This window comes from Pseudomonas sp. PKS, assembly GCF_051913525.1.
GTDB classification, from domain to species: domain Bacteria; phylum Pseudomonadota; class Gammaproteobacteria; order Pseudomonadales; family Pseudomonadaceae; genus Aquipseudomonas; species Aquipseudomonas guariconensis_D.
In genome coordinates, this window is record NZ_JBEGDO010000005.1 from 198,057 (window position 1) to 220,741 (window position 22,685).

The window sequence follows — 22,685 nt, forward strand, 5'->3', positions numbered from 1 at the left end:
TTTCTGTGGCCGATAGTCCAGGGAAAACTAACGCCATTCAAAAACCCTCCGCACCCTCCATTCGGACTATCTTGGTGACTCACCCCGACGCCAGCCACCGCTCATTGGCTTTCAATGTCCGACTGGAAGGCTCCAGCTCCCCGATCCGCTCCAGCCGCGCCCGCACGATGTTGCGGCTGATGCCCAGCAGGCGTGCGGTCTGCAACTGATTGCCGTGGCAGTAGTGATAGGCCGTGCGGAACACAGCCTCTTCGATGTGCTCGTAGAGGTCGGGCAGGTTACGCTCGTACAACGCCAGCAGCGCAGCATCCAGGCTCGCTTCGATGGGCGTGGCGGGCAGCGCCTCATGGCGTGGCACAGGGGTGCGCATGTCGGCCAGGTGCAGGTCGCCCGGCTGCACTCGCTGCTGGCGGCAGACCAGCAGCGCATGGTGGATGGCGTTCTCCAGCTCGCGGATGTTGCCAGGCCAGCTGTGCCCGAGCAGCTTGCGTTCGGCTTCGGGGCTCAAGGTGGCGCGCTGGTAGCCCAGACGCTGGCAATGCTCCTCGACGAAAAACCCGGCCAGCGGCAGGATGTCCCCGGGTCGTTCGCGCAGCGGCGGCAGGCGGATGGTCGCCACGTGCAGGCGGTAGAACAGATCCTCGCGAAAATGTCCGGCCACCACCGCGTCGGCCAGGTTGACGTTGGTCGCCGCCACCAGACGCACGTCGATGGGGATGGCGTTGCGCGAACCCAGGCGCACCACTTCGCGCTCTTGCAGCACGCGCAGCAGCTTGACCTGCATGTTCAGCGGCAGGTCGCCGATCTCGTCGAGAAACAGCGTGCCGCCGTTGGCCGCTTCGAACCAGCCGGCCTTGCTGGTGGTGGCTCCGGTGAAGGCGCCCTTCTCGTGGCCGAACAGCTCGCTCTCCACCAGGCTCTCGGGGAACGCGCCGCAGTTCACGGCCACGAACGGCGCCCGGGCGCGTCGGCTCAACTGGTGGATATGGCGGGCGACCAGTTCCTTGCCCGTGCCCGTCTCGCCAATGATCAACGCATTGGCTTCGCTGGGGGCAAGGCGCTCGATGCGGCTGAGCAGTTCGCGCGAGCGCGGGTCCTCGAAGACCAGCACGGTTGCACGTACCGATTTACTCAGTTCACGGGCGTGGGGATGGGTGAGCAGGGACATGGCGGCAAGGTCCTTTGGCATGCAATGAGCCGATAGTGCCCGAAAACTCTTATTACAAAATAATCATAAATATTCATTTACTTATAACCATTTGATCAGTGCTGCCACAGCAACACCCCAGCAGCAACCCTTGCTGCCTGGGCAGATCGACAACCGCCTTGCCGAATCGCTTGAAACAGTAAAAAACCTATAAATATCAATCTGTTAGCCAATAAATCAAAAAGCGGTACGGTTGTTGCCATTACCCCTCTGCGTCCTGCCAAACAAGGACGCGCCGGATGCCATGCGCGCCAGCCAACGGACGCACGCACCGTCATTACGACAACGCAGCGGCACCGCTGCACGACGTCCGTTTCGCACGCCATTGGGGATCAACATGTTCAAACGCACCGCACTTTCCATCGCCGTCGCCCTGGGGGGGCTGCCAGCACTGGCAGCGTTGGCCGACGACACACCCGCACCCAACACATCAAGCACCGCGGACACCACTGGCTCCACGTTGTCGAAGGTGGTGGTCACTGCACAAAAGCGCGAAGAGACCGTCCAGGAAGTACCCGCGTCGATTTCCGTACTCAGCGGCGACAAGATCCGCGACACCTCGTTGCAGTCGGCCAACGAGGTCACCCGCTTCATCCCCAACGCTTCGGCCGGCACTACCGAGGGTCATGGCCGGCCACGCTGGTGGATCCGCGGCCTGGGCACCGGCGATCAGGGCGCCAACACCGTGAGCCCCGTGGGCATCTACGTCGATGACGTGTACATCGCCAACATCAGCGCCACGGGGTTCCCGCTGTTCGACCAGGAGCGCGTCGAGGTCCTGCGCGGCCCCCAAGGTACCCTGTGGGGCAAGAACACCACGGCGGGGGCGATCAACTTCATCTCGCGCAAACCCACGTTCGAGCGTTCGGGCTACGCCAAGGCCAGCTATGGCAACTATGACGACCGGGTACTCGAAGGTGCCATCAGCGATGCCCTGGTAGCCGACCGCCTGGCCGCACGCCTGTCGTTCCGCCACCAGGGGCGCGATGGCTACAACGAGAACATCGCTGACAGCAACGACCGAGGGGCGCTCGAGGACGACGCTGCTCGCCTGCAGTTCCTGGCCTACATCAACGACGACCTGGAGGCCAATCTCAACCTGCATGCCCGCAGCTATCACGACACCGGTGGCTACAGCACCGTGAGCTATGGCCTGCGCCCCGATGGCAGCAACCGGTTCGGCTATCGGATCGACCCCAAGCAGGGCAAGGTCAACTACAACGCCAAGTACGAAGTGCAGATTGACCAAGTGGGCACCAACCTCAACCTCAATTGGCAGTTGGGCGACCTGACGCTGACCTCCATCAGCGCGTTCGAGCACTTCACCCGGGACGGTTTCAGCGACGCCGACAACACGCCCCAGGAACTGCAACGCAGCTACGCCTACGCCGACAGCCAGCAGTGGTCCCAGGAGCTGCGCCTGGCCTCGCCACGCGAGGACCGGTTGAACTGGGTGGTGGGCCTGCACTACTTCAACGAGGACCTCGACTCGCGCAACGCCAGTGCCGCACTGAACAACCCCTTCATTCCGCGCTATTACAACAACCTCAGCTACAACCAGGGCACCGAGAGCTACGCGGTCTTTGGCAGCAGCACGTTCCGCTTCACCGAGGACTTCAGCGTCACCGCCGGACTGCGCTGGACCCGCGAGACCAAGGACATCGACCTGCGCCGGGTACAGAACCAGGGCCAGGCCAACTTCTCCAATCCCGACTGGTGGAAGCCCGGCAGCGTCTCCTCTGCGCTGGTGGCCAACGCCGTGCAGGACGAGCGCAATACCTGGAGCGACTGGACCTACGACCTCACCCCCGAATACCAGATCTCCGACAACGCCCGCGTGTACTTGCGCTATGCCTATGGCTTCCGCTCCGGCGGCTACAACACCGGTGCCACCAGCCAAGAGACCGTGGCCACGGTGAACCCGGAATACCTGACCTCCTATGAGCTAGGCGTGAAGTCCGAATGGCTGGACGGTCGCCTGAACGCCAACGCTGCGCTGTTCTACTACGACTACGAAGACATCCAGTTGAACATTGTCAGTGCGGTGAACAACCAGACCGTCTCGCGGCTGGCCAACGGTGCCGAGGGCGAGGCGTACGGGGCCGAGTTCGAGCTCGAAGCGGTGCCGGTGCAGAACCTGCACCTGAACTTCGCCCTGGGCTTGCTGCACACCGAGTTCACCGACTACACCTCTGGCAACAACGACTACTCCGGCAACAAGTTCGTCCGCGCGCCCAACGTCTCGGCGGTGATCGGCGCGGACTACCGCATCCCGCTGCAAGTCGGCGGCGCGCTGGTGCTGGCCACCGACTGGAACACCCGCAGCCGCCAGTACTTCTTCTCCAACGACCAGAGCCAGAACATGCGTACCGGCGGCTACACCCTGGGCAACGCGCGAATCACCTACGAGTTGCCCGGCGACACCACCCAAGTGAGCGCCTATGTCAGCAACCTGACCGACAAGGAGTACCGCAACCACACCCTGCCGGGCGGCTTCCAGACTGCCGGCGTGATGTTCGGCGACCCGCGCACCTTCGGCGTTTCCGTCACCACCGAATTCTGACCCCAACGCCCGCGGCGTGTGCCGCGGGCCTGCTCGAGGAGCCCATCATGCCCATCGCTACCCTGCCCCGGCTGCTGCGCCACCTGCTGCTGCCCGCCGCGTTGCTCACGGCCCAGGCCCAGGCGGACGAACCACAGACCGTGCGCATCGCCACCGTGGCCTATGCCAATGCCGGCAAGACCATCTTCAACGGCCCGTCCTACGTCATGGACCGGGACAAATGGCTCGAGCAGCAACTGACCCAGCGCAACATCAAGCTCGAATGGGTGCCAGCCGCCACCGCGTCGGTGGGCACGTTCGTCAACGAAGAGTTCGCTAACCGGCGCATCGACTTCGCCTTCTATGGCGACCTGCCGTCGATCATCGCCAACGCCTCGGGCGTCTCGACCCAACTGATCGTGCCTGGCGGCAGCGGCAACAACGTGTACCTGGTGGTGCCGCCGGGGTCGTCGGCCAAATCCATCGCCGATCTCAAGGGTAAGCGCATCGCCCTGCACCGCGGGCGGCCCTGGGAGCTGTCGTTCGCCAAGTTGCTCGACGCCAACCAGCTGGGGTTCGATGACTTTCGCATCTTCAACCTCAATCCCCAGGCCGGTGCCGCTGCGCTCAGTGCGGGGCGGGTCGATGCGCTCTTTACCCTGAGTGATGCGTATCTGCTCGAAGACAAGCAGGTCGGCCGCATCATCTGGTCGAGCAAGCAGGCACCCGCTGACTGGCGGATGCGCGCCGAACTGTGGGGCGCGAAGGATTTCATCGCCCAGCAGCCTGAGATTACCCAACTGGTGGTCGACGCCTACCTCAAGGCCGCCTACTGGACCGCGCAGCCAGAGAACCAGGCGGCGTACCAGGCCTACCAGGCGCAGTCAGGGCAACCCTTGAGCGTGTTGCAGCGCGAAGCCCAGGGCCAGCCTTGGGCGCAGCATTTCAGCCCGCTGTATGACCAGGCGCTGCGCCAGCATTACACCGACGCCATTGCCTATGCCCTCAAGGCCCGGTTGATTCGCAGCGAGGTCAACGTAGAGACCTTGCTCGAACCGAAGTTCGTGCAGCAAGGGTTGCAGAATCTGCAGTTGCAGCAGTACTGGAAAGTGCCTGTGGCTTCGGTCGCCACCCAGCCCTGACGCCACACCGCAGGGGCTGCTGCGCAGCCCATTCGCGGGTAAAGCCGCTCCCACAGGTACTGCGCCAGACGCAAAGTCGGCGCGGCACCTGTGGAGCAACTGCACTGAGGTAAGTGGAGGCCCCTGGATCCAGAGGGCCCGCTATTGAAACCAGTCACTCCCACAGACATCACGCAGTATGCGAATCCTGCGCGACACCTGTGGGAGCGGCTTTACCCGCGAATGGGCCGCGCAGCGCCCCCCGGGCTCAGGCCACGCGTTCCAGCAGCTTTTGGCCCTGCGCCCACAGCCCGGTCATCTTCCACTGCTGCTCCAGGACACCCGGGCCAAACTCCTGGGAGCCGCCGAACAGTTCAGCCAGCCCTTGGAAGTGCGCGCCCTCCTCGATCAGCAAAATCAGCTTGGACACCTGCAACAGCGTCTCCCCCCAGAAGGTGGCGCCGCCATTGGCTTCGAGAATGGCCGGTGTATGCGGGTTCTGCTCGATACGCTCGACGATGAACGCTTGCTCAGGCTGGCGACGGTCGATGTAGATCGGCAACTCGCGGGCCAACGTCACACGCTGGGAGGCCGCGTAGCGGATCGGCAGCACCCGGTGCGCACTGGCCCAGCCCCCCAGGTACGGGGTGTGCACGTGGATCACCACGTTCACTTCAGGACGCTGCTGGAACACCAGGGCATAACGTTGGCCATTGCCGCCGGCCTTGCGTCCGCTCAGGGGAGAGCTGCCGTCAGCGGTCTCGTCCAGCACCACCTCGCCATCGTAACTGGCAACCACTGCACGAATGGTCGGGTCATCGGCCCAGGGGCTTGGGGCATGCAGGGCAATCACCAGATCGCTGTCCGGCACACGCAGGTAGGCCTGGAAGGTATTGGTCGCGCTCAGCGTTCGGGTATCGCGCAACACCTGGAAGGCCTTGGCGAAATCGTGCCGAACGCGATCGAGCTGGGCGAGCAGTGCCGGGGTGATTCGATGGGACATGGTGCAACTCCTGTGTAGCGCCTCGGAAAGTCGGGCTAACACTGCCTGAGCAGAAGTTGTGCCACTCCTGAATTTCAAGTTTTTTCAATCACTTATCCGTTACAAGATCAATTTCCACGGCACGTGCGGCCCGCCTCTGCTGCGGCGCCAACAGCCGTTGCTGCCCAAGTGTTGCTGGATCAGCAATCGCGCTCATGGATGCGGGTTGAGCCACGCTGCACCCCTTGCTGCACAAGGCTTTCAGACTTTCGGCACAGCCCTTGCTCAATGACTGGCAAGCCCACGCTGGATGCGTTCGGGCCTTCCTTCATGCAGCCACTGGAGCACAGCCATGAGCACCGAATTCTTCTGGCGTCTACCCCTGGGTAGCGACGGCCCTTACCTGGCCACCGACAAGAACAACCGCGGCGCCCCGACCTACCGTCCAGGCAACATTGCCCCCGGGCGCCTGCCCAACGGCGAGGCCGACGGCTTTACCTACATCGACTACATCGCGCAGGTGGCCAAGGCCGCCGAGCTCGCAGGCTTCGAAGGGGCCCTGCTGCCCACCGGGCCGGAGCCGTGGATCGCCGCCGCGGCCCTGGCCCGGGAGACCCGCCGCATCAAGTTCCTGGTCGCCTTCCAGGCCACCTGGACGCTGCCGGCCTATGCCGCCCAGCAGGCCGCGATCCTGCAGAACCTCAGCCACGGCCGCCTGGAGTGGAACATCATCACCGGTGGCAACCCTGCCAGCCAACGTGCCAACGGCGACTTCCTCGAACACGACAAACGCTACCAGCGCACCGGCGAATTCCTCGACATCATCGACGGTCTGTGGCGCAACGAACAGTTCAGTTACCAGGGCGATATCTACCAACTGGAGAACGGCGCGCTGCCGCCAGGGCTCAAGCACGAGCGCAAGCCGGGCATCTACTTCTCCGGCTTCTCCGACGCCGCGCTGGACGTCGCCGCGCGCCACGCCGATGTCTACCTGAACTGGGCAGAGCCGGTGGACAAGCTCAAACCCCACCTGGACCGTGTCCGCGAGCTGGCCGACAAGCAAGGCCGCCAGGTGCGCTTCGGCATCCGCATCGACCTGTTCGCCCGCGAAACCGAAGAGGCCGCCTGGCGCGAACTGCGCCAGCAATACGAGCGGATCGACACCCGCACCAGTGCCGCCATCAAGCACTTCGCCAGCGGCTCCGACTCGGTGGGCGCTGCCCGCCAGAGCGCCTATCACCAGCACCTGGAACGCTTCGACGACCTGATCCTGGGCCCCAACCTCTGGGCCGGTTTCGGCAAGGCCAAGCCAGGACCCACCGTGGGCCTGGTGGGCAGCCACGAGAACGTTGCCGAACGCCTGGCCGAATACCGCGACGCCGGTTTCTCGACCTTCATCCTGGCCGGCAATCCGCACCTGGAAGAAGCCCTGCGCATCGGCCAGGAAGTGCTGCCGCTGGTGCAGACCCGCCGTCACTCGCAAGACGACCACCCCACCGCGCTGAAGGCCAGCGCCTGACCCTGCAAGGAGCTGCACATCATGAGTCAACCGCTCGATACCCTCTGGTACACCCGCTGCCCCGTGCCCACCGGGCTCGGCATCGCCTTGCAGAAAGGCTGGCTGGAACAGGCCCTGGGCGACCAGGGCACACGCATCCAGTCGCTGCGCGAGTCGGCCAGCCAGGCAGTGCGTGAGTCGCATTTCGACCACAGCCTGCAGAACTCGGTGCGCCACGGCGGCAGCATCCCGGCCATCTGGGCCCGCGCCAGCGGGCGCGAGACCCGGGTTATCGGCCTGTCCTGGGCCGACGAGGTGCAACTGATCCTCAGTTTGCCGGACAGCGGCATCCGCTCCGTCAAGGACCTCAAGGGCCGGCGCTTCGGCCTGCCCCACTGGACCGGCGCACAGATCGATTTCACCCGCGCCCAGGCCATCCGCGGTCTGGAAAACGCCCTGCGCCTGGAAGGCCTGGAGGTCAAGGACGTGGAGTTGGTGGACTTCATCCAGGGGGGCACCTTCAGCGATGAAGCGCCCCAGCGCATCGCCGGCCTCGTGGCCTTCGGCGGCAGCCGCCGTGGCGGGCAAAACCCGGAGCTCACCGGCCTGCTGCGCGGTGAAGTGGATGCGATCTTCCTCAAGGGTGCCCATGCGGTGCAACTGGCCCAGCAGTTTGGCCTGCACACGGTGATCGACACCGGCTCGCACCCCGAGCCGCTGGTGCGTTCGAACAACGGCACGCCGCGCACGCTGAGCGTCGATCAGCACCTGCTCGACCAGCATTTCGACAGTGCCGTGGGCATCCTCGGTGCGGTGCTGCGCGCCGAGCAATGGGCCCATGCCCATCCGGAGGACACCCGCCGCTACCTCGCCCGCGAGGCCAACAGCAGCGAGTACTGGGTGGTCCAGGCCTACGGCGAGGACGCCCACCTGCGCCTGCACACCGCGCTCGAAGAGCGCGCCGCCACGGCCTTGCAGGACTTCACCGACTTCCTGCACCGCTGGGGCTTCATCCCCGAGCGCTTCGCGGTGCGCGACTGGATCGACCCGCGCCCGCTGGACGCCCTGCGCAGCGCCGTCGCCAAGCGCGCCAGCTGAGCATCACCCGGCCCCGGCGCAGGCTGGGGCCGACTGCCCATCCGCACAAGGCTCTTGCATGAACAACCCACTCGACACCCTCTGGTACACCCACAGTCCGGTACCCACGGGGCTCGGCATCGCTGTCGAATCCGGCCGCCTGGCCCGGGCCTTCCAGCCCTGGGGCACGCGCATCCAGGCCCTGCGCGAATCTTCCGACCGCGAGGTGCGTGAGGCGCACTTCGACCATCACCTGCACAATTCGGTGCGCCATGGCGGCAACATCCCGGCCATCTGGGCCCGCGCCAGCGGGCGCGATACCCGCGTGCTGGGCTTGTCGTGGAGCGACGAGGTGCAGTTGATCGTCACCAACGCCGATAGCCCCGTGCGCGGTATCCGCGACCTTCGCAACCGCCGCTTCGGCCTCCCCAAGTGGGCCAACGTGCAGATCGATTTCACCCGTGCCCAGGCCATCCGAGGCCTGGAAAACGCCCTGCGCCTGGAGGGCCTGAGCCCCCATGACGTGGAGCTGGTGGACTACCCCTATGGCGGCACCTACAGCGACGACCCAGTGCGCCACGTGCACGGTGCCCAGGTCAGCCTCGGCGACCGCGTGCGCCAGCGCAACAACGAGTTGATCGGCCTGCTGCGGGGCGACATCGACGCGATCTTCCTCAAGGGCGCCCACGGCCTGCACCTGGCCGACGAATTCGGCCTGCGGGTGGTGGTGGACATCGGCTCGCACCCCGATCCGCTGGTGCGCGCCAACATCGGCACCCCACGCACCCTGACCGTCGACCAGCACCTGCTGGACCAGCACTTCGACGCCGCGGTGCTGATCCTCGACAGCGTGCTGCGTGCCGAGCAATGGGCCTGGGCCCACCCCGAAGAGACTCGCCGCTTCCTCGCCCGCGAGCTGAACACCAGCGAGTACTGGGTCGCGGCGGCCTATGGCGAAGACGCCCACCTGCGCCTGCGCACCAACCTGGCCGAGCGCTCCATCGAGGCCTTGCAGGACCTCACGGACTTTCTCGAACGCTGGGGGTTCATTACGCGGCGCTTCGATGTGCGTCAGTGGATCGAACCCCGGCCGCTGGCGCACCTGCTGGAGAACGTCAATGTCGCCATCTAGGCCACACGGTTTCATCGCCAGCTTCATGTTCCTGGCGACCTTCAGTGGCGCCACCATCGGCATGGCGAAGATCGTCACCACCCTGTATGCCTTGCACCTGGGCGCCAGCCCGTTGCAGCTGGGGGTGATCTCGGCCATGGAGTCGCTGGGCATGGTGCTGCTGACCCTGCCGGCGGGCTTCGTCATCGCCCGCTTCGGTGCGCGCCGGGTGTACTTTCTGGCCAGCCTCGGGCCGCTGCTGCTGAACCTGGCGATCCCGCTGTTCGCCCATTGGACCTGGCTGGCCGTGGCACGGCTGCTGATCGGCCTGTGCATCCCGTTTCGCATCGTGGCCATGAACAGCGCCTTCCTGCGCCAGTTGCGCCACATCGGCCGCGACAAGGCCGGCTGGTATCGCGGCGCGCTGACCCTGGGCATGGGCTTGCTCGGCCCGTTACTGGGCAATGCCCTGAGCGGCGGCAGCTTTACGTTGGGCTTCGTGGTGATCGGGCTGTGCTTCGGCTTGATGGCGGTGTACAGCCTTGGCTTCTGGGAGCACGAAAACCCGGCCGAGACCGCCCCCGAGATTGACGGCGGCATCCTCGCCCAGTCCCGTGCCCTGCTCGGCCATGCCGAGGTGGCCGAGAGCTGCCTGATCGAACTGTTGTCCGGCGCCACCGGTGCGTTGTTCGGCACCTTCGTCATCGTGCTGGCCATGGAGGTCGCACACCTGAGCCAGGAGCGTGCCGTGAGTCTGGTGATGATCCAGGGCCTGGCGGCGGTGCTGGGCCTGTTCGGCCTGGGCCGCCTGGTGACTCGGGTGGGACGGCGTCTGACCTACCTTGCAGGGCTTGGCCTGGCAGTGGCAGGCCTGCTGTTGCTCGGCCGTGGCCAGGGCTATGCCTGGTTGGCCGCAGGGGCAGTGCTGCTGAGCGTGGCCAGCGCCCTGGTGCACCTAGTGAACATGGCGCGGATGAGTGACTCGCCGCTGGACAAGAGCAAGCTCTCGGGCCTGTTCAACCTGGCCGGGATGCTTGGCGGCTGTACCGGTGCCTTGCTCGGTGGGGTGATCAGCCACTGGATCGGCACGGCCAATCTGTTTTTGGCGTGGATCCCGCTGGTGCTGCTCACCGCCCTGTTCTGCTGGCTGCGCCACGTGCGGCGCAGCACGACCCCTGTCATTGTCGTGGAGGGCTGACTCGATGCGCACACTCCCTTGGCATCACCTGACACTGTTCGTCTCGCCGCTGGTGCTACTCGCGGGGTGGGTACTGCTGGCCGACAGCGGCGCCTTCCCGCGCCAGTTGCTGGTACCGCCGCGCGAGGTCTGGCAAACCTTCGAGGAGTTGCTGGCCAGCGGCGAGCTGCGCGAACACCTGGGCAGCAGCCTGTCGCGCCTGGTCCTGGGCTTCGTGTTCGGCGCCGGCGCAGGCCTTGCCTTTGGCTGTGCCATGGCCCTGTCGCCCGGTATCGAGGCCTATTGCGGGCCGCTCTTCCACACCCTGCGCCAGGTTCCGTCGATTGCCCTGATCCCGATGTTCATCCTGTTCTTCGGCGTCGAGGAGACGTTCAAGATCGTGATCGTCATCAAGGCCACGTTCTTCCCTGTGGCCCTAGCGATCTGCGAGGGCGTGCGCGGCATCCCGCGCAGCTACTTCGAGGTCGCCCAGGTGCAGCGCCTGCCCCTGCCTACCCTGCTCACGCAGGTCGCCTTCCCGGCCGCCGCGCCACCGATCCTCACAGGCCTGCGCATCGGCCTGAGCCGCGCCTGGATGGTACTGGTGGCTGCCGAGCTGCTGGCGGCCGACAGCGGCCTGGGGCAGATGATCGAGATGAGCCGGCAGATGCTGCGCATCGATGTGGTGATGGTCGGTGTGCTGGTGACCGGGCTGGTGGGCTTCATCCTCGATCAAGGTCTACGACTGCTGGAGCGGCGCGTGCTGCGCTGGAAACCCCTATGAACCGACTGATTTCATTGGCCCGCCGGGGCCGCGGGCTGGTACTGCCCCTGCTGTTGATCGCTGCCTGGGAAATCGCCTCGCGCCAAGGCGCCAGCCAGGCCTATGCCTTCGTACCGCTCGAGCGCATCGGCCAAGGCCTGGTCGAGCTGCTGGCCAGCGGCGAGCTGTGGTTGAGCGTGCAGGCCAGCCTGCAACGCACCTGCCTGGGGCTGCTGTTCGGCGTACTGGCAGGCTTCGTCCTGGGCGCCGGCATGGCCTCGTCGCGCTGGCTGGAGCGGCTCTTCGCGCCGCTGTTCCATGGCCTGCGCCAGGTACCCATCCTCGGCCTGATCCCCCTGTTGGCACTGTGGTTCGGCAGCGGCGAAGCGACCAAGGTATTGATCGTCTCTCTGGCGGCGTTCTACCCGATGACGCTCAACGCCTTCGAAGGCTTCAGTCACGTGGAGAAACGCTACCGGGAAGTCGGGCGCCTGTATGCCCTGTCGCCCTGGCAGCAGTTCGTGCAGATCCTCCTGCCTGGCGCCCTGCCCAGCCTGTGCAACGGCGTGCTGCACGCGCTGGCGTTCGCCTGGGTCAGCTCGGTGGGCAGCGAGCTGTTCCTCTCCACCGGCATGGGCCTGGGCAACCTGATGATGAACGCCGAGACCGGTTCGCGCATGGAGATCATCGTGATCGGCGTGCTGTGCATCGGCTTGCTCGGCTATGCCATGAACCAACTGTTCTCCCGCCTCAGCCGGCACCTGCTGCGCTGGCGCGCCCTCCGTCGATAGGTGACCGTAATGACCGCATTGCTCAATTCCGTTCTACCCGCCTACACCCTCGGCCAACCCGGCGCCTTGCAGATCCATGGGCTGAACAAGCACTACCAGATCGACGGCAAGCCGTTGCAGGTGCTCAAGGACATCGACCTGCAGGTACTGCCTGGCGAGTTCGTGTGCATCGTCGGCGCCAGCGGGTGCGGCAAGTCCTCGCTGTTGCGGTTGATCGTGGGGCTGGAGCAGGACTACGCCGGGCAAATCCATCTGGATGGCGAACGCGTGCGAGGCACCAGCCTGGACCGGGGGCTGGTGTTCCAGGACCACCGCCTGTTTCCCTGGAAAACCGTCGAACAGAACGTGGCCCTGGCCCTCAAGCCCCTGCGCCTGGGCAAGCGCGAAAAGACCGAACGGGTCGCCGAGCATCTGGCGTTGGTGGGCCTGCAAGGCTTCGAACATGCCTACCCGCACCAACTCTCCGGCGGCATGGCCCAACGCGCAGCCATTGCCCGGGCGTTGATCACCCGGCCCAAGCTGCTGTTGCTCGACGAACCCTTCGGCGCCCTGGATGCCCTGACCCGCATCCACCTGCAACGCGAGTTGCAGCGCATCTGGCTGCAACAGGGCAGCAGCATGATCATGGTGACCCACGACGTGGAGGAAGCCCTTTACTTGGGCGACCGGGTCATCGTCATGGACCCTCGCCCAGGGCGCATCCGCCATGAAGTGCGGGTGGACCTGCCACACCCGCGCGAACGGCACGCGCCGCGATTGCAGAAGCTGCGCGACGAGTTGCTGGCCGAGCTCACGGGGGCCTGACGACGCGGCGTCAGGTTGCTACACAATTGCGTCACCCCGATTGAGACAGCCGCCCGGCTTGTGTTACGAGGTTCCCACGCCCGCCGACCCGCAGCGGGTGAGACAAGGAATCTCGTACATGCCCACGCCAAGAACAATAATCGCCACCACCGCTCTGCTACTCGCCGCGCCCTTCCAGTTGGCGCTGGCCGATACCGCACCCGCCAAGCCCAACCTGCTGACCGCCGCCGTCGCCTGGCGGCAGACCGCGGCCGAATACCGTGCGCTGTACTACCAAGGCTTCAACCTGGCCAAGCTGCGCCTGGACCAGGCCCTGGCCGAGCGCAAGCCCGGTGCCAAGCCGCCGGCGATCATCAGCGACCTGGACGACACGATCCTCAGCAGCAACACCTACTGGGGCGCGCTGATGAACGAGGACAAGGACTTCTTCGACGACACCCTCTGGGACCGCTGGGTCGCCGCCAACGGCCCGACCCTGACACCGGGTGCACTGGAGTTTCTCGAATACGCCAAGTCCAAGGGCGTGGAGATTTTCTATGTATCCAGCCGCGATCAGGGCGACAAGACCGACGCGTACGCACTCGAGAACCTGCGCGCACTGAAGGTGCCCTTCGCCGACAAAGAACACGTGACCATCCTGCGCGAAAGCTCCAACAAAGAGCCTGCGCAAAAGGCCGTGGCCGAGCACCACGACGTGCTACTGATGCTGGGCGACAACCTCAACGACTTCAAACGCCGGTACTACGTCGACAACGTCCAGCAGCGCGCCACCTTGCTCGATGAAGACCGTGCGCAGTTCGGCGATAAGTTCATCGTCTTCCCCAACCCCACCGACGGACACTGGATGAAGGCGATCTTCGGGGAGTCCGAGCCTGCCGACACGCCCGAGAATCGCGCCAAGTTCCGCGCGGCGGCGGCGTCGGGTGCCTGGAAGAACCAGCCTTAAGCGCCCGTCAACCCATGCCGGTCGCCGCGGCATAGACCTCGCCCAGCGAAGGGTTGCGCCGCAGCGTCTGGCCACCGCTGACATGTATGACCTGACCGGTGACGAAACTCGACTCGTCACTGGCCAGCCACAGCGCGGCATCGGCCACTTCCGCCGCCACGCCGCTGCGCTGCAACGGGATCTCGCGATGATAGAGCGCCGCAATACCCGGGTGTTGCAGGCCCCCGCCGGACATCGGCGCATCGGCTAGCCCGCCCGGTGCAATGGAGTTGGCCCGTATCCCCTGATGGCCGAACTCATGGGCGATGCAACGCACCACATGGTCCATGCCAGCCTTGGTGCCCATGTAGGCGGCGTGGTCATCGAACATGATGCTGGCGGTGACCGAGGAAATCTGGATGATCGACCCACCCTGGGGCATGTGCCGCAACAGGGCCTGGAAGTACTGGAAAGGCCCGGTGAACTGCACTGCGTTCATCCGATCCAGGTCCTCCTGGCTGTGTTCCAGGAAGGGTTTGAGAAGCCCCCAGCCGGTGGCGTTGACGCCGATATCCAGTCCCCCGAGGTCCTGCACGCTCGCAGCGACAAGTGCGTTCACTTCGGTTTGCGAGAGGATGTCGCAGACCTGCCATGACACGCCGAGGGCGCCGGCGACCGCCTCCAGTGTATCGGCACGCCGCCCGGCGATCATCACCCTCGCTCCGTGCTCGACGTAGCGCCGGGCGATGGCTTCACCGACGTTGCCCGGCGCGACGCCGAGTACCAATGCTGTTTTACCTTCCAATCGTTGGGACATGGCTTTGGCTCACACAATGAAGGCCACCGGCCTGCACCTGTACAGGCCGATCAAAACGCGCAGCCCAGGTAATGCCAGGCGCGCAGCACGTTCGAGGCTACGGCACGGCAAGGCACCGATGCCCCGTCCGAATGGACGAGGGCAGTGGCGCGCAACCCACAGGACATGCGCAGACGCTGTAGGCGCTGGTGAAGCCTGCGCTGGGTCGCACAGCGGCCCCCGCCTGCCTTCGGGCACGTAGAACGCTTCAAAGGTACCTGCCACTCGACTCATTCAAACGGACGATGCAAGGGCACAACCTGTACGTCATGGTGGACGCTTGCGAAATACCCCAGGGGCACTGCCTGCATGCGCCCGTCCACCCTCCCGACAGAACTCTGAATATGACGACATCCATTCGTTTCGAAGGCGGTACCGCTGTCATTACCGGCGCGGCCAGTGGCATCGGCAGTGGGCTGGCGCGACATGCCGCAACGCTTGGCATGCAGGTAGTGTTGGCCGACCTGGACCGCGACAAACTCGAGGCCGTCGCGGTCACGCTGGACACCGAGACCCTGTGCGTACCGACCGATGTGCGCAAACCCGAAGCGCTCGAGGCGCTGGCCGAGGCCACCTGGCAGCGTTTCGGCGGTGTCGATCTGCTGTTCAACAATGCCGGCATCATGGCCACAGGCTTTAGCTGGGAGATTTCACCAGAACGCTTCGAAAACAGCTTCGCGGTCAATGTCCATGGTGTGCTCAATGGCCTGCGCAGCTTCGTGCCACGCATGCTCGAGCGCAACGCGCCGGCGCGCATCATCAACACCGCATCGGTGGGTGGTTTTCTGGCGAGCCCGCTGATGGCGCCCTACTCGGCGACGAAGTTCGCCGTCGTCGCCCTGACCGAGTCGCTGCATGGCGAGTTGAAAATGCTCGGCACGCCCGTAGGTGTGTCGCTGCTCGCGCCGGGTCCGGTGCGCAGCGGCATCTTCGACAACCCCTTTGGCGATACGCTCGACCGCCCCGAAGTGCGAGGGTTCGTCTCCACGATGCGTCAGATGCTGGACGCGCACGGGCTGACCCCGGACCAGTTCGCCGAGCGGGTATTCGAAGGTATTCAGGAGGAACGTTACTGGCTCATTCCACAACCGCAGGTGCTCAATGATGCCCTGCAACGACGTGTGGAAGATATTCTCACCGGACGTGACCCGGTGATGCCGACGCTCTGACACTCGCCATGTGCACCGCCAACAGCACGAACGTCCAGGCGGTGCCCATCCCCCTTGTTCACCCGGGAGCTTGCGCCTCTGAATGGCGTGGCGTATTGAGAACGGGAAAAACAGAAAAGGCCAAAGATAAAATCTTTGGCCTTTTCTGGAAGCGTTCCGGGATATCGGTGGACATCCATGAACGCTGAATTTGGAGCGGGAAACGAGACTCGAACTCGCGACCCCGACCTTGGCAAGGTCGTGCTCTACCAACTGAGCTATTCCCGCGTCGTGATGGGTGCCATTGTAGCGATCTGCAAAACAACGTCAACCCTTTGATTCAAAAAAACTTTTACTTCTGCTCGGAGCCTTCGCGCAGGTGCGGCCAGGCAGCGACCAAGTAGTGGACCATCGACAGTAGCGTCAGGCCAGCGGCCACCAGCAGCAAGGCGTAGCCAAGCACGACCCAGAAGCTCAGCACCGGCGGATTGGCGAGCAGAATGACCAGCGCCAGCATCTGCGCGGCGGTTTTCCACTTGCCGAGGTTGGACACGGCCACGTGCGCCCTCGCCCCCAGTTCCGCCATCCATTCACGCAGCGCCGAAACCACGATCTCGCGACCGATGATCACCGCGGCCGGCAGCGTCAACCAGAAATTGGCATGCACTTGCACCAGCAACACCAGGGCGACCGCGACCATCAGCTTGTCCGCCACCGGGTCCAGGAAGGCACCGAATGGTGTGCTCTGCTGCAGGCGACGGGCCAGGTAGCCGTCCAGCCAGTCAGTGGCGGCGGCGATGGCGAACACCGTGCTGGCGGCCATGTAGCTCCAGTGATAGGGCACATAGAACAGCAGGATGAAGATCGGGATGAGCAGGACGCGTAGAACGGTGAGCAGGTTTGGAATATTCATCGGTACGACTGGCTGCGGGTTGAGGGTGGCATTCTACTCGCTATGCAGGCTGGCATAAATCGACTCGGCAAGCTTTTTACTGATGCCTGGGGCCTTGGCGATTTCATCGATGCTGGCACGGTTGAGCTCCTGCAGGCCGCCGAAATGTTTCAGCAGGTCACGACGGCGCTTGGGTCCGACCCCTGCCACATCCTCCAGGCTAGAGGTGCGTCGGGCCTTGCCACGCCGGGCACGGTGGCCGGTGATGGCAAAACGGTGGGCTTCGTCACGGATCTGCTGGATCAGGTGCAAGGCCGGTGAGTCGCCCTTAAGGGTGAACTCATGGGCCACGTCGTTGAGGTACAAGGTCTCGAAACCGGCCTTGCGGGTCACGCCCTTGGCCACGCCAAGCAGGGTCAGGTCGGTCAGGGCCAGCTCCTGCATGACATCGCGGGCCATGTTCAACTGGCCCTTGCCGCCGTCCACCAGCAGCACGTCGGGCAGCTTGCCCTCGCCGTCCTTGATACGACCGAAGCGGCGCGTCAGGGCCTGGTGCATGGCGGCGTAGTCGTCGCCGGCGGTCACGCCTTCGATGTTGAAACGTCGGTAGTCGGACTTGAGCGGCCCTTCCGGGCCGAACACCACGCAACTGGCCACAGTGGCTTCACCGCTCGAATGGCTGATGTCATAGCATTCCAGGCGCTGGGGCACTTCATCGAGGCCCAGCACCTGAGCCAGGGCCTCGAAGCGCGCAGCCATATGCTGGCGGTTGGCCAGGCGGGCGTTGAGGGCCTGCTCGGCATTGGTGACCGCTAACTGCTGCCAGCGTGCCCGCGTGCCACGCACCCTGTGGCTGATGGCCAGTTCCCGGCCACGCAGGGTCTGCACCGCCTCGCTGATGGCGGCAAAGTCTTCGTGGATAACGTTGACGATCAATTCACCTGGCAGTTCGCGCTCGGCATTGCCCAGGTAGTACTGGGACAGGAACGCGGCCATGACCTCGGCCACCTCCTCCTCGATGCCCACTTGGGGAAAGAAGTTCTTGCTGCCCAGTACCCGTCCGCCCCGCACGCTGATCAAGTGCACGCAGGCGCCACCCGGGTTGACGAAGGCGGCCACCACATCGACATCGCCCGAGCCGCCTTCCATGTACTGTTGGTCCTGCACACGACGCAGCAAGGCGATCTGGTCGCGCAACTCTGCCGCCTTCTCGAAGTTCAGGGCCATGGCGGCCCTTTCCATCTCGGCGTTGAGTTCATTGCCCAATTGCTGGCTGCGGCCTTCGAGGAACATCATCGAATGGCGCACATCCTCGGCATATTCCTCCGGTGTCACCAGGCCGACGCACGGGCCTTTGCAGCGCTTGATCTGGTATTGCAGGCATGGCCGGGTGCGGTTGGCGTAGTAGCTGTCCTCACACTGGCGCACCGAGAAGGCTTTTTGCAGCAGGCTCAGGCTCTCGCGAATGGCGCCAGCGCTGGGGTACGGACCGAAGTAACGCCCCTTGGCCTTCTTGGCGCCACGATGAATGCCCAGCCGCGGGAATTCACCGTCAGACAGAAAGACATAAGGGTAGGATTTATCGTCGCGCAGCAGGATGTTGTAGGGAGGACGCCATTCCTTGATCAGCGTCTGCTCCAGCAGCAACGCCTCGGTCTCGTTGGCGGTGATGGTGGTCTCGACCTGGGCGATGCGCCCCACCAGGGCTGCCGTCTTGGGCGCAAGGCCCGTCTTGCGAAAGTAACTGGCCAGGCGTTTCTTGAGGTTCTTGGCTTTGCCCACGTAGAGCAGCCGCGCCTCGGCGTCGAACATTCGGTAGACGCCTGGGCGACCGCTGCAGGTCGCCAGGAATGCACTGGCATCGAAGATTTGAGACATGGGGCCTTACAGACTTGCGTCAACCATACCGTGGCGAACGGCCAGCAAGGTCAGTTCGACGTCGCTGGTGACCGAGAGTTTTTCGAAGATCCGATAACGGTAAGTATTGACGGTCTTGGGCGACAGGCACAACTTGTCAGAGATGATCTGCACTTTCTGGCAACCCACGATCATCAGCGCGATCTGGATCTCCCGCTCCGACAAGGCATCGAACGGCGAGCCCTGGGGCTGGAACGACTTGAGCGCCAGCTGCTGGGCGATCTGTGGGCTGATGTAGCGCTGACCGGCAAAGGCCAGGCGGATGGCCTGGACCATTTCGTCCAGCCCTGCCCCCTTGGTCAGGTAGCCGGCCGCCCCGGCCTGCATCAGGCGCGTGGGAAACGGGTCGTCCTCACACACGGTGACCGCGACCACTTTGATGTCTGGATGGCTGCGCAACAACTTGCGGGTTGCCTCCAGGCCGCCGATGCCTGGCATTTTCACATCCATCAGGACGACGTCCGGCTTCAGCTCGCGGGCCAGCTTGAGTGCCGACTCGCCGGAATCCGCCTCCCCCACCACCTGCAGGCCATCGATATCGGCCAACATGCGCGTGATGCCGGTACGCACCAGATCGTGATCATCGACCACCAAGACCCTAATCAAACAGACACCTCGTCAATGGGGCGATTGGATCCCGCCACCTTAACAAAATTTTTCACTGCTGACCTAGTGACCTGGGCGGCTATTTCGCCTCCTTGCGCGCAGCGGTCACTAGGTCAATGCATCATCGAAAATCACAGGCCGACCCGACGTGCGCACCTGGCCAGCATCGCGCTCACTCGCCTCTCCGGCCAGGCGCTGCAACAGGTGGCTCAAGGCAATCTGGTCGGCCTCGGGCAACCGGCGAAAAAGCGCCAGCATGCGGTCCTCGTCGACGGTCAGGCTGTCCAGTGGGGCTGGGGTATGCGCACCGCTGAGCACATAGAGCGCGTCAACACCCCGCTTGGCCAATGCGGCCAGATAGTCGACCCGTGGCGTGCGCTCACCACTTTCATACTTGCCCTGGGCATTGGGCTCGACGCCACCGATGTCGCCAAACACCCGCTGGGTGAGGCCAAGGCGTTCACGCTCTTCCCTCAGCCGCGGACCAAATCCACTCATTCGACTCCCTTCCCTTGCTGTCCATGAATACCACGGGAATGGTGACCTTCAAGCGAGTGGCCATCACCCCGGATGGCACTATGCCAAGTGGGATCCAATCCTGGCAAGCCATCATTACCCTATCGGTCACTATCTGTCTCGACAGTCAGCTTCTCGATGCGATCATGCGTTGCATACGCACGAAACATTCATCCTCGCCCATCTCGACAAAACCATGGCGTCGATAGAGCTGACGCGCAGGGTTGCTCTTGAACACCATCAACCGCAGCAAGGGCAGCCCCCGTTGCCCTGCCCACTGGGCCAAGGTCTCCAATACCCAGGCGCCGACACCACGCCCCCTGTGCTCCGGGAGCAGGTGCAGCTCGCGGATGAACAAGGCTTGACGATCCTGGCTGAGACTGCAAAAACCCAGCACTTGCCCCTCTTCCGTGACCAGCCACTGTTCACGCCAACCCCAGGCTTCATCGAAGGCTTCCTCGATCCACAGCAGGTCGAACTCCCGGTAATAAGGCAGCATGGCGCGCCGGGTCAGATCGCGGGCGAAGGTGCGGTAGGCGTCGGTGGCAGGGGTCAGTTCAAACGGCATGTGGGAGAGGTCTTCCAGTCAATCTACGGGGCATAGCACACCGGTGAACTTTCCGGTCCACGGCGCTCCAGTTCATCCTCCAGCCACCCGGCCAGCACCAGGGCGTTGTTGTGCTCGGTGTCCTTGCCGGCATAGAGCAAGGTCAAGGTGCCCTTGGCCGCCAGATCCAGCAGGGGGTACCAATGCTCGGGATGGGCCGCGAGCTCCTGCTGGTAGCGCTGGGTGAAACCGGCGAAATCCACCTCGCCATGATGAAACGCCTTACGCAACTCATCGGACGGTGCCACCTCTCGCAACCATTGGCCGTGGAGGTCGTCCTTGCGTTTGTTGCGTGGCCACAGGCGATCGACCAGCACCCGCTGGCCATCCTCGGCCTCAATCGGATCGTAGACACGTTTGCAGCGGATCACGACGCTCTCCTGCGGCAGGCTTTCCCTAACAGACTAGGGCCTTCATTGACCAAGGTCACGTGCAGACCCTGAATGGCCTTCTATGCTTTGTCCGCCTGGCATCTTTGCCCGACGCCACCCGGAGCCCTCCATGGCAACCTCGTCACTGGCCAACCAGACCGACCTGGCCCACCGCGACGCCCGCCCGCAGCTGTCGCACAGACCCGGCCGCGTCACCCTCACGCTGTTCATCGGCCTGCTGCTGGCCGCAGTGGCCTACACTGCCTGGAGCCTGAAACAGGATGTCAGCGCCAGCGGCACCGTCGTCACCACCCTCACCCCCTTCCTGCTGCTGGGCTTGGCGCTGCTGATCGCCCTGGGTTTCGAGTTCGTCAATGGCTTTCATGACACGGCCAATGCAGTCGCCACAGTCATCTACACCCATTCGTTGCCGGCGCCGGTAGCGGTGGTGTGGTCTGGCCTGTGCAATTTCCTTGGGGTGCTGCTGTCCAGCGGTGCCGTGGCCTTCGCCATCATTGCGCTGCTGCCGGTGGAGCTGATCCTGCAGGTGGGCTCCACAGCAGGCTTTGCCATGGTGTTCGCCTTGCTGCTGGCGGCGATCATCTGGAACCTGGGCACTTGGTGGCTGGGCCTGCCAGCATCGTCCTCACACACCTTGATCGGCTCGATCATCGGCGTCGGCGTAGCCAACGCCCTGATGCATGGCCGCGCGGGGACCAGCGGGGTGGACTGGACCCAAGCGGGCAAGGTGGGCTATGCCCTGCTGTTCTCGCCGCTGATCGGCTTCGCCTGCGCCGCCTTGCTGTTGCTGGCACTGCGCCTGCTGGTCAAGCGTCGCGAGCTGTACCAGGCACCGCAAGGGCAGACACCTCCCCCTTGGTGGATCCGCAGCGTGTTGATCCTGACCTGCACCGGCGTGTCGTTTGCCCATGGGTCCAACGATGGCCAGAAAGGCATGGGGCTGATCATGCTGATTCTGGTGGGTACCCTGCCAATGGCATACGCGCTGAACAAGACCATGCCCACCGAGCAGGCACAGCAGTTCTCGGTCATCGCCCAAAGCACTCGTCAAGCGTTAGTGCGCAGTGCGCCTCAAGCAGCCCCGGCTGACCCACGCCAAGCGCTGGTCGCCTTCATTGCCGAGCCCAAAGCGAGCCCGCAACTGGTCCCGGCATTGGCCGCACTCAGCGGGATGATCGGCGAGCAGGTCAAAGGCTATGGTTCGCTCAACCGAGTGCCGGCCGAAGCCATGGCCAACGTACGCAACGACATGTACCTGGCGAGCGAAACCATCCGCCTCATCGACAAGCAACAATGGGCACGCTTCGACGCCGATACCCATCGCCAGCTAACGGTGTTCAAACAGCAACTGGACGATGCCACCCGCTACATCCCGCTGTGGGTCAAGGTGGTGGTCGCCATTGCACTGGGCCTGGGCACCATGGTGGGCTGGCGACGCATCGTGATCACTGTGGGTGAAAAGATCGGCAAGACCCACCTGAGCTATGCCCAGGGCGCCTCGGCAGAAGTGGTGGCCATGTGCACCATTGGCGCGGCGGATCTGTTCGGCCTGCCGGTGTCGACCACCCATGTGCTGTCATCCGGTGTCGCGGGCACCATGGTGGCGAACGGCTCAGGTGTCCAGCGGCGGACGCTGTTCAATCTGTTGATGGCCTGGGTGTTGACCTTGCCGGCGGCCATGCTGCTGGCCGGATGCCTGTACTGGCTACTGTGCCAAGTGTTTTGAAGGTTCAGGGCCGCGTCGTGACCCTGA

The 22,685-nt window shown here is 64.3% G+C and carries 21 protein-coding genes and 1 tRNA gene; 12 read left to right on the forward strand and 10 right to left on the reverse strand.

Features of this window, described 5'->3' with window-relative positions:
- Window positions 1-79 precede the first annotated feature (79 nt).
- The gene (locus ABOA88_RS07835; protein WP_196170409.1) at window positions 80-1,168 is read right to left on the reverse strand and encodes a sigma-54 interaction domain-containing protein; all 1,089 of its coding nucleotides are present in this window, start codon (window positions 1,166-1,168) and stop codon (window positions 80-82) included.
- Window positions 1,169-1,544: 376 nt separating this feature from the next.
- On the opposite strand from ABOA88_RS07835, the gene ABOA88_RS07840 reads away from it, so the two are divergent.
- Together ABOA88_RS07840 and ABOA88_RS07845 are read left to right on the forward strand one after the other, a co-directional pair.
- The gene (locus ABOA88_RS07840; protein ID WP_367851883.1) at window positions 1,545-3,770 is read left to right on the forward strand and encodes a TonB-dependent receptor; all 2,226 of its coding nucleotides are present in this window, start codon (window positions 1,545-1,547) and stop codon (window positions 3,768-3,770) included.
- Between the two features lie 47 nt (window positions 3,771-3,817).
- Window positions 3,818-4,891: an ABC transporter substrate-binding protein gene (locus tag ABOA88_RS07845; RefSeq protein WP_367851884.1), complete on the forward strand. Its 1,074-nt coding sequence runs from the start codon at window positions 3,818-3,820 to the stop codon at window positions 4,889-4,891.
- A gap of 247 nt (window positions 4,892-5,138) precedes the next feature.
- On the opposite strand, the gene ABOA88_RS07850 is transcribed toward ABOA88_RS07845, so the two are convergent.
- Complete coding sequence (locus ABOA88_RS07850; RefSeq protein ID WP_196170412.1) at window positions 5,139-5,873, reverse strand: class II aldolase/adducin family protein; 735 nt, start codon at window positions 5,871-5,873, stop codon at window positions 5,139-5,141.
- 331 nt (window positions 5,874-6,204) lie between these two features.
- On the opposite strand from ABOA88_RS07850, the gene ABOA88_RS07855 reads away from it, so the two are divergent.
- The 8 genes from ABOA88_RS07855 to ABOA88_RS07890 all read left to right on the forward strand — a co-directional run bounded on the left by ABOA88_RS07855 (window position 6,205) and on the right by ABOA88_RS07890 (window position 14,019).
- Window positions 6,205-7,371 (forward strand): LLM class flavin-dependent oxidoreductase, encoded by a 1,167-nt coding sequence (locus ABOA88_RS07855; RefSeq protein WP_196170413.1) that lies wholly within the window; start codon window positions 6,205-6,207, stop codon window positions 7,369-7,371.
- Window positions 7,372-7,392: 21 nt separating this feature from the next.
- Window positions 7,393-8,448, forward strand: a complete 1,056-nt coding sequence (locus ABOA88_RS07860) for an ABC transporter substrate-binding protein (RefSeq protein WP_367851885.1) — start codon at window positions 7,393-7,395, stop codon at window positions 8,446-8,448.
- A gap of 58 nt (window positions 8,449-8,506) precedes the next feature.
- On the forward strand, window positions 8,507-9,559 hold the full coding sequence (locus ABOA88_RS07865) for an ABC transporter substrate-binding protein (RefSeq protein WP_367851886.1): 1,053 nt from the start codon (window positions 8,507-8,509) through the stop codon (window positions 9,557-9,559).
- The gene (locus ABOA88_RS07870) at window positions 9,546-10,736 is read left to right on the forward strand and encodes an MFS transporter (protein WP_196170416.1); all 1,191 of its coding nucleotides are present in this window, start codon (window positions 9,546-9,548) and stop codon (window positions 10,734-10,736) included. The genes ABOA88_RS07865 and ABOA88_RS07870 overlap by 14 nt, the downstream gene beginning before the upstream one ends.
- Before the next feature lie 4 nt (window positions 10,737-10,740).
- Entirely contained in the window at window positions 10,741-11,499 is a 759-nt protein-coding gene (locus ABOA88_RS07875; RefSeq protein WP_367851887.1) for an ABC transporter permease, read from the forward strand.
- Window positions 11,496-12,269, forward strand: a complete 774-nt coding sequence (locus ABOA88_RS07880) for an ABC transporter permease (RefSeq protein WP_367851888.1) — start codon at window positions 11,496-11,498, stop codon at window positions 12,267-12,269. The genes ABOA88_RS07875 and ABOA88_RS07880 overlap by 4 nt, the downstream gene beginning before the upstream one ends.
- Window positions 12,270-12,278: 9 nt before the next feature.
- Entirely contained in the window at window positions 12,279-13,073 is a 795-nt protein-coding gene (locus ABOA88_RS07885; RefSeq protein WP_367851889.1) for an ABC transporter ATP-binding protein, read from the forward strand.
- A 118-nt stretch (window positions 13,074-13,191) separates the two neighbouring features.
- A complete protein-coding gene (locus tag ABOA88_RS07890) occupies window positions 13,192-14,019 on the forward strand; it encodes a 5'-nucleotidase, lipoprotein e(P4) family (RefSeq protein ID WP_196170420.1) in 828 nt (275 codons plus the stop codon).
- A 7-nt stretch (window positions 14,020-14,026) separates the two neighbouring features.
- On the opposite strand, the gene ABOA88_RS07895 is transcribed toward ABOA88_RS07890, so the two are convergent.
- Window positions 14,027-14,815, reverse strand: a complete 789-nt coding sequence (locus ABOA88_RS07895) for an SDR family NAD(P)-dependent oxidoreductase (protein ID WP_367851890.1) — start codon at window positions 14,813-14,815, stop codon at window positions 14,027-14,029.
- 383 nt (window positions 14,816-15,198) lie between these two features.
- Here ABOA88_RS07895 and ABOA88_RS07900 point away from each other — a divergent pair, with 383 nt between their 5' ends.
- Window positions 15,199-16,023, forward strand: a complete 825-nt coding sequence (locus tag ABOA88_RS07900) for an SDR family NAD(P)-dependent oxidoreductase (protein WP_196170422.1) — start codon at window positions 15,199-15,201, stop codon at window positions 16,021-16,023.
- 191 nt (window positions 16,024-16,214) lie between these two features.
- Here ABOA88_RS07900 and ABOA88_RS07905 read toward each other — a convergent pair.
- The 7 genes from ABOA88_RS07905 to ABOA88_RS07935 all read right to left on the reverse strand — a co-directional run bounded on the left by ABOA88_RS07905 (window position 16,215) and on the right by ABOA88_RS07935 (window position 20,911).
- A tRNA-Gly gene (locus ABOA88_RS07905) sits at window positions 16,215-16,290 on the reverse strand.
- Between the two features lie 64 nt (window positions 16,291-16,354).
- A complete protein-coding gene (gene pgsA / locus ABOA88_RS07910; RefSeq protein ID WP_196170423.1) occupies window positions 16,355-16,915 on the reverse strand; it encodes a CDP-diacylglycerol--glycerol-3-phosphate 3-phosphatidyltransferase in 561 nt (186 codons plus the stop codon).
- 33 nt (window positions 16,916-16,948) lie between these two features.
- The gene (gene uvrC, locus ABOA88_RS07915; RefSeq protein ID WP_196170424.1) at window positions 16,949-18,772 is read right to left on the reverse strand and encodes an excinuclease ABC subunit UvrC; all 1,824 of its coding nucleotides are present in this window, start codon (window positions 18,770-18,772) and stop codon (window positions 16,949-16,951) included.
- Window positions 18,773-18,778: 6 nt separating this feature from the next.
- Window positions 18,779-19,417, reverse strand: a complete 639-nt coding sequence (gene gacA / locus ABOA88_RS07920; RefSeq protein ID WP_043209199.1) for a response regulator transcription factor GacA — start codon at window positions 19,415-19,417, stop codon at window positions 18,779-18,781.
- A gap of 108 nt (window positions 19,418-19,525) precedes the next feature.
- Window positions 19,526-19,915 carry a helix-turn-helix domain-containing protein gene (locus ABOA88_RS07925; protein ID WP_196170425.1) on the reverse strand — a complete coding sequence of 130 codons (390 nt, stop codon included), beginning with the start codon at window positions 19,913-19,915 and terminating at the stop codon, window positions 19,526-19,528.
- 145 nt (window positions 19,916-20,060) lie between these two features.
- Window positions 20,061-20,501, reverse strand: a complete 441-nt coding sequence (locus ABOA88_RS07930; protein ID WP_196170426.1) for a GNAT family N-acetyltransferase — start codon at window positions 20,499-20,501, stop codon at window positions 20,061-20,063.
- Window positions 20,502-20,524: 23 nt separating this feature from the next.
- Window positions 20,525-20,911: a DUF488 domain-containing protein gene (locus tag ABOA88_RS07935; RefSeq protein ID WP_196170427.1), complete on the reverse strand. Its 387-nt coding sequence runs from the start codon at window positions 20,909-20,911 to the stop codon at window positions 20,525-20,527.
- A gap of 130 nt (window positions 20,912-21,041) precedes the next feature.
- Between ABOA88_RS07935 and ABOA88_RS07940 the strand changes: the two genes are divergently transcribed.
- Window positions 21,042-22,658 carry an inorganic phosphate transporter gene (locus ABOA88_RS07940; RefSeq protein ID WP_367851891.1) on the forward strand — a complete coding sequence of 539 codons (1,617 nt, stop codon included), beginning with the start codon at window positions 21,042-21,044 and terminating at the stop codon, window positions 22,656-22,658.
- The last annotated feature ends 27 nt before the right edge of the window (window positions 22,659-22,685 follow it).